General features: G+C 68.6%; 17 protein-coding genes. 13 read left to right on the forward strand and 4 right to left on the reverse strand.

The genetic code is table 11. From position 1 onward, the window contains the following. Positions 1-47 precede the first annotated feature (47 nt). From ABH935_RS34730 to ABH935_RS34750, 5 genes are all read left to right on the forward strand, one after another. The gene (locus ABH935_RS34730) at positions 48-245 is read left to right on the forward strand and encodes a hypothetical protein (RefSeq protein WP_370382194.1); all 198 of its coding nucleotides are present in this window, start codon (positions 48-50) and stop codon (positions 243-245) included. Between the two features lie 55 nt (positions 246-300). Further along, positions 301-744, forward strand: a complete 444-nt coding sequence (locus ABH935_RS34735) for a TadE/TadG family type IV pilus assembly protein (RefSeq protein ID WP_370382195.1) — start codon at positions 301-303, stop codon at positions 742-744. A 46-nt stretch (positions 745-790) separates the two neighbouring features. Beyond that, positions 791-1,282, forward strand: coding sequence for a TadE family protein (locus ABH935_RS34740; protein ID WP_370382196.1), 492 nt, complete (start codon positions 791-793; stop codon positions 1,280-1,282). After that, a complete protein-coding gene (locus tag ABH935_RS34745) occupies positions 1,279-1,731 on the forward strand; it encodes a pilus assembly protein TadG-related protein (RefSeq protein ID WP_370382197.1) in 453 nt (150 codons plus the stop codon). Before ABH935_RS34740 ends, ABH935_RS34745 begins: the two co-directional genes overlap by 4 nt. Before the next feature lie 61 nt (positions 1,732-1,792). Beyond that, the gene (locus ABH935_RS34750; protein WP_370382198.1) at positions 1,793-5,092 is read left to right on the forward strand and encodes a BTAD domain-containing putative transcriptional regulator; all 3,300 of its coding nucleotides are present in this window, start codon (positions 1,793-1,795) and stop codon (positions 5,090-5,092) included. A gap of 84 nt (positions 5,093-5,176) precedes the next feature. Here the strand turns inward: ABH935_RS34750 and ABH935_RS34755 are convergent, their stop codons facing one another. Then, positions 5,177-5,596 carry a hypothetical protein gene (locus tag ABH935_RS34755; RefSeq protein WP_370382199.1) on the reverse strand — a complete coding sequence of 140 codons (420 nt, stop codon included), beginning with the start codon at positions 5,594-5,596 and terminating at the stop codon, positions 5,177-5,179. Positions 5,597-6,047: 451 nt separating this feature from the next. Here ABH935_RS34755 and ABH935_RS34760 point away from each other — a divergent pair, with 451 nt between their 5' ends. The 7 genes from ABH935_RS34760 (at position 6,048) to ABH935_RS34790 (ending at position 10,565) form a co-directional block, all read left to right on the forward strand. Further along, the gene (locus tag ABH935_RS34760; RefSeq protein WP_370382200.1) at positions 6,048-6,962 is read left to right on the forward strand and encodes a hypothetical protein; all 915 of its coding nucleotides are present in this window, start codon (positions 6,048-6,050) and stop codon (positions 6,960-6,962) included. 462 nt (positions 6,963-7,424) lie between these two features. Then, the gene (locus tag ABH935_RS34765) at positions 7,425-7,667 is read left to right on the forward strand and encodes a hypothetical protein (RefSeq protein WP_370382201.1); all 243 of its coding nucleotides are present in this window, start codon (positions 7,425-7,427) and stop codon (positions 7,665-7,667) included. A 61-nt stretch (positions 7,668-7,728) separates the two neighbouring features. Further along, positions 7,729-8,244, forward strand: coding sequence for a hypothetical protein (locus ABH935_RS34770; RefSeq protein ID WP_370382202.1), 516 nt, complete (start codon positions 7,729-7,731; stop codon positions 8,242-8,244). 269 nt (positions 8,245-8,513) lie between these two features. Then, positions 8,514-8,867, forward strand: coding sequence for a hypothetical protein (locus tag ABH935_RS34775; protein ID WP_370382203.1), 354 nt, complete (start codon positions 8,514-8,516; stop codon positions 8,865-8,867). Between the two features lie 85 nt (positions 8,868-8,952). Next, positions 8,953-9,327, forward strand: a complete 375-nt coding sequence (locus ABH935_RS34780; RefSeq protein WP_370382204.1) for a hypothetical protein — start codon at positions 8,953-8,955, stop codon at positions 9,325-9,327. Positions 9,328-9,599: 272 nt separating this feature from the next. After that, a complete protein-coding gene (locus ABH935_RS34785) occupies positions 9,600-10,244 on the forward strand; it encodes a hypothetical protein (RefSeq protein WP_370382205.1) in 645 nt (214 codons plus the stop codon). A gap of 144 nt (positions 10,245-10,388) precedes the next feature. Continuing rightward, the gene (locus tag ABH935_RS34790) at positions 10,389-10,565 is read left to right on the forward strand and encodes a hypothetical protein (RefSeq protein ID WP_370382206.1); all 177 of its coding nucleotides are present in this window, start codon (positions 10,389-10,391) and stop codon (positions 10,563-10,565) included. Between the two features lie 34 nt (positions 10,566-10,599). On the opposite strand, the gene ABH935_RS34795 is transcribed toward ABH935_RS34790, so the two are convergent. Beyond that, on the reverse strand, positions 10,600-11,049 hold the full coding sequence (locus tag ABH935_RS34795) for a hypothetical protein (protein ID WP_370382207.1): 450 nt from the start codon (positions 11,047-11,049) through the stop codon (positions 10,600-10,602). 70 nt (positions 11,050-11,119) lie between these two features. Between ABH935_RS34795 and ABH935_RS34800 the strand changes: the two genes are divergently transcribed. Further along, entirely contained in the window at positions 11,120-12,013 is an 894-nt protein-coding gene (locus tag ABH935_RS34800; protein WP_370382208.1) for a DUF4365 domain-containing protein, read from the forward strand. On the opposite strand, the gene ABH935_RS34805 is transcribed toward ABH935_RS34800, so the two are convergent. Continuing rightward, a complete protein-coding gene (locus ABH935_RS34805) occupies positions 12,010-12,537 on the reverse strand; it encodes a hypothetical protein (RefSeq protein WP_370382209.1) in 528 nt (175 codons plus the stop codon). The two genes, ABH935_RS34800 and ABH935_RS34805, sit on opposite strands and share 4 nt — an antisense overlap. Before the next feature lie 270 nt (positions 12,538-12,807). Beyond that, positions 12,808-13,041, reverse strand: a complete 234-nt coding sequence (locus ABH935_RS34810; protein WP_370382210.1) for a hypothetical protein — start codon at positions 13,039-13,041, stop codon at positions 12,808-12,810. Between the last annotated feature and the right edge of the window lie 100 nt (positions 13,042-13,141).

A 13,141-nucleotide genomic window follows, 5' to 3' on the forward strand; every position in this document is an offset into this window, starting at 1 on the left:
TGGCGGCGCGGCACCACCGCACATCCGCACCACGAAAGGCGCCACCAATGTCTGAACTCACCCCCCTGAAGGCCATGTTCGACGGGCTCAAGGCCCGCCTGGCCGCGATGCGGGAGAACCCCGAGTCCGGCATGACTACCGAGTACGTCATCGTCGTCGCACTGATGGCCGCCGCCGCGATAGCCATCGTCGCGATCATCGTCGCGAAAGTCACTGCTAAGGCCAACGCCATACAGACCGGGTGACGCACGCCCATATATCAAGACTTTGGCAAATAGTGAGCGAGAGGGGTGTGGCGCGATGCCGAAGGTAAGTGTCGGTACGGCTTTGCCGGCGCGGCGTCGCGGTCTGGCCGGTCGCGTTCGCCGTCTGCGTGAAGACGGCGAACGCGGCGCGGTCACCACCGAACTGGTCATCGCCACGCCGCTACTGCTGTTGCTGGTGTTGGCAGTCATCCAATTTGGGCTCATCTGGCACGCCGAACAGGTTGCCCAGACCGCAGCCTCCCAGGCGGTGAACGCAGGCCGGGCGCAGAACACCTCCGGAGCTGTCGGACAAAGCCGCGGCGAGCAGATCCTGTCCCAACTGGGCTCGGGAGTGCTGACCGGTAAGTCCATCTCGGTTTCCCGTGGCGCCGGACAGGTGACCGCCGATGTCTCTGGCCAGGTCGAGTCGATCATCCCCGGCTGGCACCCCTCGATACACGCCCACGCCGCCGCCCCTGTCGAGGTCTTCGTTCCTTAGCCCCGTCAGTTCACGAATCCGCTATTCGATCGAAGGAGGACAGGCGATGAGCACAGCTCCCCGTGCCGCCGGCCTGCAATCCGTGCTGCGCGCCCGAGCCGCCGCGCTGCGCGCAGCCCCGGAGGCCGGGTCCACCACGATCGAGCTGACGCTGCTGGCCCCGATCTTCATTCTGCTGTTCCTGCTCGTGGTGGCCCTTGGCAGGGTGACCGATGCCCACAGCAAGGTCCAAGACGCGGCATTCGCCGCAGCGCGCGCCGCGACCTTGGCCCCGAACGCGAACGCTGCGGCATCAGCTGCGCAGTCCGCTGCTTCGCAGTCCCTGGCCGATGCCGGCGTGGTGTGCCAGAGCTTCAGCGTGCAGGCTTCCGTGGGCTCCCTGGCGCCGGGATCGACCGTGAGCGTGCACGTGGACTGCACCGTGGGGCTGGCCGATGTGGCAGGGCTTCGGCTTCCGGGAGCCTCCACCCAGTCCGCAACCTCCGTATCGGTTGTCGATCAATTCCGCAGCAGCCCGGCCGGAAGCACCACGCCATGACCACTCGCATCAAAATCTTGATTACTGCGGTGCGAGCGCGCGCCACGGCGACCGGCAGCAGCGAGGACGGCGTCGCCACAGCGTTCGTCGTCATCATCACCGGCGCACTGCTGGTGATGGCTGGCTTGGTGTTGGACGGCGGGCAGGCGCTAGGGGCGAAATCGAAGGCCCTGGATGAGGCGCAGGAGGCAGCTCGGGCAGGAGCTCAGGCACTAGATGTCGGTGCGTTCCGTGCCAACGGACAGGGCACGCTGGCCCCCGACAAGGCGGTCACTGCCGCCCAGTCCTACCTGGCCGCCACCGGCGACACCGGCACCGTGGCCGTCAACGGCTCGAGCGTCACCGTGACCGTCACCCACATCCAGCACACCCAGATCCTGTCGATCGTCGGCATCGGTTCTTTGGCATCCACCGCCTCGGCGACGGCGACCGCCGAACAGGGCGGGTGATCCCGTGCCACCGAACGCAACATCCCGCCGCACCACCGACCCCAACCAGAAAGCCAGTACCGTGACGGCACGCCGACCCCCCGCCCCGATCCGCGCGATCGTCTGGCTGTTCAAGGCCGTGTTCCTCACCATGCGGGCGACATTCGCACTCGCCCTAGGAACTGCGGTGCTTGGCGGCCTGCCGTGGGCTCTGGTGCGCTTCGCAGGCTGGCCGCTGCCCCACCACATGCTCTCCCTGGACCAGCTCAAAACCGACCTGACCTCGCCGATCCTCGGCGACCAGTTCTACCTCAACGCGATCGCCATCGTGCTGTGGTTCCTGTGGTCGATCCTGGCATTCTCGTTCCTGCTCGAACTCGCCTACGCCGTACGCCGCATCCCAACCCCGCACGTGCCGGGCCTGGGACCAGCACAGCTACTGGCCGGGTTCCTGATCACTGCGGTCGGCGTGACTGCCCTGCTGGGCCGCTCCGCCGCCCCCGCCCGCGCCGATACCACGACGCAGTTCCCCAAAGCCCGGACCGCCGCCACCGCCCCGGCAACCATCAGCACCGCCGCCGGGCTACGCAACGCAACCGCCCTCCCGACCCGCGAGGCAGTGCACCATGTGGTGCCCGGCGATAGCCTGTACAAGATCGCAGCTGAGGACCTGGGAGACGGCAACAACTGGCCCGCGCTGTACAAGGCGAACGCCGGCGTCATCCAGCGCGACGGCCAGCGCCTGTCTGACCCGAACCTGATCCGGCCCGGCTGGGACATCACCATCCCCAGCGCCACCGCACCGTCTGTGGCCGCCGGGCCGACTCCGGCATCGACGCTGGTGCCAACAGCGCCTGCCGCAACCGCTCCGGCCCGGCCCGCGCCCGCCGCGCCGACGACGCTGTCCCCGCATGGACCGTCGTCGGTTCCCCCGGCACCGACCGCTCCTGCTTCCAGCACGCCGTCGGGCCCGGCGGCTCCAGAGCATCCCACCGGCAACGATCACCCCGCGACCACGCCGTCAGCCGGGCGCACCAGGGGCGGCGGCCTGCAGTCGGGGCTGTGGATCGAGCTGGCCGCCGGCGGCGCGCTCGCAGCCTCCACGTTGCTGGCACTGCGCAAGGCTGCTTCTCGCCGGCACACGCTGCGCTCACTGTGGGCCACCCCGTACTGGCCGCGCCCGGGTGAGACCACGCCTGTTTCTACCCCGCAGCTGCCATCTGAACTGCGACCGGCCCGCACCATCGCGTTGAACCCCGGCTACCCGGTCGGCCATGAAGACCTGATCGAGGCCGACGAGCTGGACGCCTTCGGCGCGCCGACCGAGACCTCGGCGTCCGACGCTGATCTGGATGCTGAGACCTCGGCGCCGAACGCGTCAACGGACCAGGCGCAGGCGGAAGGACCGGCGGTCGAGTCGATCGCCGTATCCCTACCAGCCGCCGACGGTGAGACGGTCCAGGAGTGCGATCCGACGTGGATTCCGGTCGCGGTCACCGGCGACGGGCGAAGCGCCGATCTGGCCGAGCTGTACCCCGGCCTAGGACTGACCGGACCCGGCGCGCTGGGGGCAGCGCGCGCGATCGCCGCAACGGTGTTGGGAAGCCGCAGTCCGGATGAGTTCGGCTCCGTCTTGCTGATCCCGCGCCCGGATGCCGCACTGCTGCTGGACGTCCCCGAATCCGATGTGGACCGGCTGCGCCAGGATGTATGGCACCTGCGGATCGTCGACGACCTGAACGCGGCCGTCGCCTACCTCGCCGACCACGCCGCGGGCCGCGCCGCCACGCTGGCCGAGTACGGTGTGCCCGACTTCGAGGCTCTAATGCAGATCGACGATCTGCTGGACGACCCCGAGCCGATGGTGCTACTGGCTGTGGCCCGCGGCGAGCTCGACGCGCACGCGACGGCGCTGCTACAGCAGCCCGAAGCACTGCGGCTGACCTCGGTGCTGCTCGGCACGCACCCAGTCGGCGCCAACTGGCGCATCGACTCCGACGGCGAGGTCACCTCCGGTACACCCGAGGCCGGCGTCTACGCCTTCGACCTGTCGGCGGCCGGACTGCGCGCGGCGCTGAACGTGGTCACCACACCCTGGCAGAGCCGGCCGCAGATCGTGCCGCCGAACCCGCTCGGCCCGCTCGAGGCACCGGTTGTCGTCGCCGACGCACCGATCGACGAGGACGACGATGCGCCGATCCCCAGGGGCGACACAACCTCGTCGCTCGCAACGGCCGCCCCGGAGCAGAACAGCGACGAACACGTTGGCCCTGATGCCGTCGCAACCCTGGCCGCCAACCCGACGCTCAAGATGCCGCAGCCCGTGGCCGACCCGCACCAGGACCTGCACCGAGCCGATCCGCATGCCGCCAGCGCGCCAGCCCACTCCAGCACCGCGCAGCAGACGGATGAGCCCCACAAGTCTGCCGACAACTCGCCCGCGATCGAACCCTCGCCGATCAAGCTTGCAGACCGGACACCAATGGCAAGCAGCATGCCGCCTGTCCTGTCGCGCCAAACCCAGTCGGCTACCGGCGACGCTGACGCAGAGTTGAAACAGATCCACGAGATTCTGGGACATTTCCGCGACACCGTCTCCCAGATCAGGGTGCTGGGCCCGCTGACCATCACAACCTTCACCGGCCCAGTAGAAGACACCATCCGCAAGGGGTCAGTGAAGCTGGCGGCACTGCTGGCGCTGCACCACTCCCGCGGCCGCTCCACTGAGGAACTGGGCGTGCTATGGCCCGATGCCACCGCCGCCAAGCTGCCACACATCCGAAAGAACGATCTCAAATCCCTCAGAGACAGCCTCAAGCGCGACGTCCTGGCCGCACGGGGCCCGCGACATGGATTCGCCGCAGAGTTCGTCCCGCGGCCGTCGGGCCGCTACCGGCTAGACCCGCACTTCGTCGGGGTCGACCTGGCCTACTTCGAACAACTACGGGCCCTCGCCGCCAGCACCCACCACCCCCAGGTGCGCCGAGCCGCAGCCGAGGCGGCACTATCGCTGTACGGCGGGGAACTACTGGAGGGCATGGACGAGCACTGGGCGCTCGCACCGCGGGTCGCGGTGCGCCGCGACGCCTTAGCAACCGCCACCCTGCTCGCCCAGCTCGCCACCGACGCCGGCGACGACGAGCAGGCCCTGTCGTGGTGGGAGCGGGCCCGGGAAATCGATGACAACGAAGAGGTCTACCGACAGATCATGAAGACTCAGGGCCGGCTCGGCCGACGGGCCGACATCATCGCCACCCGAAATCTGCTGGAGCAAAAGCTCGACCCGTTGGGCGAAAGCGCATCAGAAGCCACCAACGCGATCTTGGCGGAGTTGCTGTCCGAGCGGCGCGGCATCCCTCGCGAGCGCATCGGCACGCCATAGCGGGGCGGAGACCGGCCCCGTACTCGCCCCGCTGTTCAGGGCCGTCAACACGCCGGGCCTTGCGCTGCCTCGTCGGGAACCAGGTCAGCTCAGGTAGAGGTGGCCGGGCGGGCAGTGATCGGGGTGCGCTGGATCGGCGATGTGCTCATACCAAGTGCGACCCTGGTCGTCCTGCCAGTCCTGGCCAACGTCGCTGACCGAGATCCACGCGGCGAAGGATGGGGCCAGACGCCGGGCGGCGAGCAGGAAGCGGACCGGGCCGAGCTTAAGGTGCGCTGCCTCATGTCGGGGCTGGTACAGACGGGAAACCGGCAGCAAGTGCCAGTATTCTCGCTGGCGCTTGCTGTCGAGAGCGGCAAGGACTGCGGCTTGCCGTTGGCGCCGGCCGCGCGGTGTAAGCGCCCGAACTTGGACGTGCACCGCTCCCGGCCGCACCGAACGGACACAGGTGAAAGCGACATCCGCTTGACGTAAGAGGTCGGCGACGGTGTCGGCGACGACCAATTCGACGTCCTCCGGACTCCTCGCGGGTCGCTTCACAGAACCACTTCCTAGGACTTCGTCGAGACAGGTCTGGTCTTCGAATGCGCTGCTGCTTCGCGGTGGCCACATGTCACTCGTGGTCACGGTGGCCCCCCGCGACGGGGAACGCGGGAGCCACGCTTCCACGGTGGCACGGGCCCCGCCCACGACACCAGACCCCACGCCGTCCGCACGGTCCCGGCGGCGCGCCCCGGTCCGGCACGGCCCGAATCCAGCGGGCCGAATCCGTCATACATCGCAGGTCAACGGCTATTCCCGAACGATCGCGCCGTCGTCCGCGATGATCGGCGCTTGACTTCATACCGGTCGATAGAGCTTGCTGTAGATGCCGCCGCGGACCACAGCGCCCGGCGGCGCCCCGGCCGGGGCATGCACGTATCCGAATCCCACTCAATTTCCAAGGGGATCCGTCATGCCCAAGAACAGCAAGACCACCACATCGAAGACCGTGAAGACGACCCCGTCCGAGCCCACCGCGGCAACGACGAGCGAGGCTTTGGCTCCCGCCGCCGACGTGCCGGAGCTGACCGACCGGCAGCAGGGGCTGCTAGCCCGGCTGTCCTCCGTCGTCGGGATCAGCGCCGCCGACCTGGCCACCGCCGCCGAGATCAGCCGCTCCACCGCCCAGCACGACCTCGTCGCTATCGAGGCCGCAGGGCTGGCCCGACGAGAAAAGGGCATCCAGGAAGGCGCCCGCCGCAGCCCCGACCAGTGGTTCAGCGCCTGCGCGATAGACCAGCCCGGAACCGACGACGCGACGGCCACACCGGTGAAGGAGCCTGATGCCCCTGCACCGGCCGTGGCCAGCGCAGCGGAGATCAGCGAGCCGTGCCCCGATGCCCCCGCCTCCGCAACGGCGACCCCCGAGGAGAGCGAGGAGCCCGCGCCCGTCGCCGCCGATCCCGACGCCGCGGACGACACCGAAGGCGCGAGCGAACCCAGCGAAGACGCTTCCCCCACCGGCAAGGCGGATACGGCAGCGGAGGAATCCGCGACCGCGGCGGAACCGGACGCCGCCGACGACGAGACATCGATCGCCACAACCGAACCCGCGATCGTCAAGGCGCCGCCGACATTGCTTGCATCGGAGGAGCAGGCCACCGAGCGCCTCGGCAAGGGGGCACTGCGGGCCTTGGTCGAGGCACACCTGCGCGCACACCCCGAACAGGACTTCACCGCCGGACAGATCGGCAAAGCGTTGACACGCTCCTCCGGCGCAGTGGCCAATGCCCTGGACAAGCTGGTCGGCGAGGGCATCGCCGAGCAGACCAGCACGTCGCCGCGCAAATTCCGGCTAGCCCCCAACACCCCGGCCGCAGCCGCCTGACTGCCTGCGCCTGGTTTCGGCGCGGCGCCGGTCGCCCCCGCCGCGTCACGGGCCGCACCTGTCTCGGTCGCAGACTCGGCAGCCGGGCCCCGGCCCCTGCATTGGCACCCGAAGGAAACCAGCAGGATCAGCGCCGACGGCAAGATCCATGCCCCCGAGGGCTGGCGCCTACATGTCGTGTCCGGGCGGTGGTTCCGGGACTACCGGCGCCTGTGCGACGAGCCCTGCGACGTGTGCTGTCACCAGTGCCGCTGCCAGCTGTGCTCCGGCTGGTGCCGCTGCGACAACCCGCCCCACCCTGACGGCTAGCCACACGGCTACCCCAGCACCACCGAACCGGTGAAACCGGCCGGGTCTGGTCCCGGGCGGACCATACCGGCCGCGACAAGCCCCACCACCCACACCATCCAGGCGGTGCGCCGCCGGATCCCCTGCTGAACCCGCTCAAGATGGAGGACAGCGATGAAAAGCGTAGACAACACCTGGCGTCAGATCTCAGAAACGAAGATCACCGCCGGAGGCAAGGACCATTACCTATACGTGTGGATCCGTGACGCCGACCAGGCGGCGCGTGTCACCACCGGCCCGGTCTACAGCGAGAAGGAGTTCGTCAGCCTGGATGGGGCACTGGGCTATCTGCTGCCGTGGACTGTGGCGATCGGCGTCATCCACGCCACCGACTCCGGCCAGCAGGTCCAGCAGTGATCCGCCGAGCGCTGCCGGGCCGGCCGCCGACCGCCGACACCACTGCCGCCAGGAGCCGTCCGTGACCGGCCATGACACTGGCGACGACTTCCAGCGCGGACCGCAGCTCCCCGATCTTCAGGCCAGGCTCGAGCAGGCCCAAGCCCTCGGATTCCACCTCGACCCTGCGAGGCCGGCCGACCCGTTCGAGAACGTCACCCAACTGGCCGGAGCAGTAGCGGCGTACACCGATGCACTGTCGCAGTACAGCGAGCTGTTCGAGCATCCGGGGTTCCTCGCGCACTGCGCCGACGGCTACAGCTGGGCGCTGAGCCAACTGCTACCGGCCGCGTTGATTCGGCCTGCGCTGACGTTCCGGCTGAACGTGCTGTGCCGTGTCTTGCAGCCAGCAGAGCTGGCGGCGGCCGATCCGTTCACCGGGGCCGCGGTGGCGGCAATGCGCGCCGGGATCGAGATCCTGGCTGCCTCGGTCACCTCCGGCACTGGCTACAGCCTCCAGCGTCTGAACGTCGCCGCAGCCCATCATGCCGACGCCGGGAACCACCTGATCGCGGCGCTGGCACGCGCCGCGCCGTGACCGGCGTACGCCGAACCTGCCTCCCGGTGTCCGCACCGGGAGGCGTTCGCGCTCTGAGGAGACTACGAGGCTCATCGCTCCCCCCAGCTTCGCCTGTGCGGGCACGATCCACACCGGGGCCGAGCGTCCGGTCCTCGCCGCGCTGGGCCGCAGGACCACCGCACGTCGGGGGCCACCGCCATGCCCGGGCGGGATAGTCACCTTCCGGGCCGTTCCCGTTGGAGTGAATCCGCTTCCGGTTCCCCGGCGACGCCAGCAGGCTGATACCCATGGACAGCCAGACGGTCGCCCCCGGCAAGGACCCGATGTTCGACCCCGATGTGAAGCTCCTCGTGGAGATGCTTCTGGACGACAAATCGCTGGCCTGCATCTCGGTTCCCGCAGCGCTCAGCGGCGAGACGGCGGCCCTGCTGCGCGCGGTAGGGGTCCACCAGATCGCCGCCGGAAAGGTCGCCGACCGGCTGGAGCGGTCGGTTCTCAGCGGCCTGTGCCTGATCAACGAGCATCAGTGCGATGCCGTGGAACTGCTCCTCGGCGAGATCGCCGGCACGGCGCTGCCAGCCGCCGTCCGCGCCGACCAGATGGCTACCCTGTTCAAGACCCGACGCCGCACGGCTCCCTGACCCCGCACGCGCTGCGCCGCTGCATCCGTAATCCCCACGCTCACCACCGATCGCGGAAAGTAGATCTTCGGGTTAGCTTGTGGCCATGGCCGCTCGAGAGTCCGCGAATGCTGCTCGGAAGAAGGCGCGGGACCACGCCGCCGCGCTGTTGGACGCCGAGGATACCGAACGACGACGCCTCGAGCAGGCACGGAGAAAGCGCATCACCGACGCCGCCGCAAACATTGCCGGCAACGATACGGAGATCGAACAGCTCACCGCGAGGATCGAGCAGCTGCGCGCCGACACCGCTCACCAACTGGCCGCGATCGTCGCCGACGGGGTGAGCGAAGCGAAGACCGCCGAGATGACTGGGCGCGAGGAGCGCGTGGTGAGGGCCGCGGTAAAGGCGAGCACCGCTCGCACACCGTCGAAAAAACCCGCCGCCAAGCCCGCCGTCGCTACGTCAGCAGCCACCTGACCAGGCACCAGAGTCAAAGGGTCACACCGGTGCCGACGCCTACCGGTGCACATGCCGATCCGGAGCGCACGGACCGGCATGACGAGAAAGCAAGCGAGGACCCGGCGTGTTGAGGCCATGAGTCGGCTGCGGGCCCAGCGGCGGATCGACAAACGTCGTCACGCCGAAGGGTGAGGCGGTCCACGCTTGGACTGTTCCGCTTCTCCCCTGGGGTAGCCTGTGATCTCCCCGGGGACGGTGCCCGGGCCCTTGTCCTCAAGAAGGCGGACCCCGTGCTGACATCCGAAGGCCTCGACGACGCCACTGGCGAACAACGCGCGCCGGACTCCGGCAGCGCATCGTCCTCCGGGTTCATCGCCGCCTCCGCGATCGGCACGATGCTGTGGCTGGTGGTGCTGGGCGCGCTGTACGGGTGGTCACACCATGCCGCGACTGCGGACTACTTCGGCGTCCCGGGCAGCGCCATCTACCAGGACTGGGGCGTGGTCATCCTCCCAGCGCTGCTGATCTGCATGGCGGCGGCCGTCGCCTGGCTGGTCCTGGCCGTGGCCTGGATCGCTATCGCCGGACGCCGGGGCCGGCGGGGTAGGGCGTCCAGGACACCGGTCGCAGCGGGGCTGGCCGTTGTGCTCGCCGCGCTCAGCCTGGCCACCGCCTGGGCCGGCGGTGACTGGTGGGCCCGCCACCAGCTCCACCACGACGTGGCCTTGCAGGTCTTGACCGACCAGTCGCTGTGCCCGCCGCACCCGTCCGATGCCACGTACTGCGTCCTGGTCGGCACTCACGGCAACATCCTGTACACGCGTTGGATTAGCGTGGCGACCGGTCAGCTCGGGTCTGACCTGAAGCAGGTGTCGATGCCCGGGTATGACATGACGACGACCCGGTTTCTGGTCGTGCTCCCGGTGAAGAACTGACCGCGGACCTGCAGCACCTGGCACAGCCGTGGGCCCATATCCCTGCCGAAGCGGTGACAGCCGCGAGGTCACCGGTGGTCGTCGCGAAGTCCCGGTTTCCGGGCGGCCGGCGGCTTCTCGCACGTCGTCTGGGTGATCGCCGACATGAGCGACCTGCCGGCCGTGGACCCGAACCACGCCCGCGCGATCGCACTGCTCGACAAGGCGCTGACCCCGCTCGGGATCCGCCTCACCATCGTCGAGGCGACTGTGGAGACCGACTGGTTCCCGCCGGAGGCCGACCCGGACGACTTCCAGCCGACCCCCCCCGACTGCGCCTGATCGACCTGGCGTCGGCGCAGATGCCGCGCTACGACTACCGCTGACCCGCACCGCCGAGCCCTGCGCGGACGACCGCCTCAGCGATGGCCTTGGCGCGCTGCTCCAACCAGTACTCGGTCGGCCGCCGCGCCGGTTCTACTGACTCCAGAAGCAGCGGGTCGTAGACGAGCCAGCCCACGCAGCGCCACGTGCGCTGTGTGGAGGAGTTCCCCGGCGCCCGCCAGGCGTCCATCCACACCGGCAGGACCCACGGCCAGCCGCTGGTGCCCGGCGGACGTGCCCATGCGACGACCGCCGCGGGCTCGGCGGGACCGCCGGGCTCGCGGCGCATGTGCGCGGAAGGAGCATCGACGACACCTCGCGCGTCGCGCGTAACCCGCAGGACGACCTCCGCGGCGCGGTCGACAGTCACGGGCAGCAGCGGCGGCGGATGGTGCCACCCCGGCGGGAGCGTTGGGTGAGTCGGGCCTGGCGGGACGGACATGATCGAACAATAGTACGAGTGTCAAGCGATGGTCATCCCGCCTGTGGGACACAGCGGCTAGCATCAGCCGGTGCAGTATCTGCCGCAACGCCCGCCGGAACACGTGATCGGCGACCGCGCGCGAGTGGCCGTCGACAAGATCTTCACTGACCTCGGCCACGCCGTGGAGGTAGTGGGGAACGACTACGGCGAAGACCTGCTGGTGCAGATCCGACGCAGGGACGGCCTACTTGACCCAGCTCGACTGTGGGTGCAAGTCAGGGGCACTACCGCGGCCTTCACCCGACGATCTCCTTCAACCTCACTGAAGCGTGGCCAGCTGGGTCGGTGGTCGGAGACGGCTGACACCGTCGCGATCGTATTGTGGCAAGTGATCGACGGGGTTGGCTGGTACTTCGTACCCAACGCCTACACAGAACCCGCCGACGCGGCGCGGACCACCATCCACTTCGATCGGGACTCTTCATTCACCCCAGAATCCGCTGAGCGCCTCGTGCAGAGGACTCGAATGGACCACCTGGAACGCCAGATGGTCTTGGCGATCAGCAGCGGCTGGAGTCCAGGAGAGCACGGGGAACGAAGCCGAAGCGCGTCCTACCGCATGGCGATTCGCGCCGCAAAGGAGCTGGGCGTATTCCAGGACGCTGAATCGGGCCTGACTATCAGGCCGTCATTCGCATCAGCGCTGGCCGTGACCCTGCCGGGGTTCAGTCCCGGAAAGACCAAGGTCGCTGACCTGACGCCGGCTGAAACCGTAGCTCTCCTGTATGACACGGTCTGTGAGCACTATCGGGCCAATACGAGGATGCTCACGCCACCTCCGCTCGTCTGTCAGGCTGCAACGGCGGTCCTCGCGAGCCTGTTCGATTTCACCATTCAGAAAGCCGAATCTGACGCAGAAGGCGTCGTGTCCCACATTGTTCGGCCGCAACTTTTCCCCGCACCAGAGGTAGAGCTTCACTAGCTGGTGTTCCGCACTGCCGCGTCAGGCGGTGTTCCGGGGATGTCAGCGGACGCCGGATTCGGCGCGGATTCGCCCGGTGTCGTCATTCGTGAAGCGGTGCGTCGACTCGAATGGCGCGGGGAGGAAGGTAGCCACAGCGTTGCCGTCGATCTCGATCCGGAATTCGCGGGTGATCCCCAGGACCCAGGCGTCCGGCCGCTCGAAGTCGAAGTCCGGCTCGCGCCGCCGGAGCCGGCGGCGGCGTAGACCAGCAGCTGGCCCAAGTGCCTATTGTCGGTGCGTCCCAGCTGGGCCTCGATGAGGACGAGGTCTCCATCGCCGGTCTGCGCGACCAGGTCCGGGCGGATGGCGGTGGCCTCCCACATCACCTGCTCCCGCGCGACAACGGTCAATTCTCGGCCCAGTACGGCGCCGAGCTGGCCGATGTTGGCTGCCAGCCACGGTACGAAATCGCGGACCTCCTTCGGCCACAGTGTTCGCGGATGAATCGCGCTCTGGCGCCAGCCGTTCGGCGGGGTGTCCACAGGGCCAGCATGCACCTCGCGTGTGACAGTCACCAGCGTCGAGGCGGGGGCCGCGCCGGGACGGTCAGCCGTGCCGACGCTGCCCGTCTTCCTGTTTGCGATCCGGCTCTGAGCCGCTCGCGGACCACGCTCAGGCGCCACGCGCTGCCGACCCGACCCCGGACGGGGTCTGGGCGACATACATGTCGTAGGTCGCCTTCGGCGGCTTGCAGACAGTCAGGTCAGGGGGCCCTAGCGGATCGAGGTACTCGCGGATCAGCCGGTGCTCTCCTAGTCCTGGGCGGCGTGGACGCGGATCTGAAATCCGGGGCCGGCCGCCTTGGTCTCCGCATGCAGCCGGGCCTGCTGGAAGGCGTGGTCGAGGGCTTCGCGAGGCGCCTGGGCCGGTACGCCATTGATGACCACCGCGCCGGCCCGGATGTCGATCCGGATCGCGTCGTACGGGACTTCCAGCGTCAACAAGGTCTGGCTGATCGCCGAAGCGAGAGTTTCAAGGTCTTCCATGAGGCGGCACCATACTCGAACATCAGTTCAGAATCGAGGAGGCGCGCCGATGACGGTACCCGGCCCCTCTTACTGCGCTTGGACTTGATACATGGCGCCT

Source organism: Catenulispora sp. GAS73, assembly GCF_041262085.1.
In the GTDB taxonomy this organism is placed as follows: domain Bacteria; phylum Actinomycetota; class Actinomycetes; order Streptomycetales; family Catenulisporaceae; genus Catenulispora.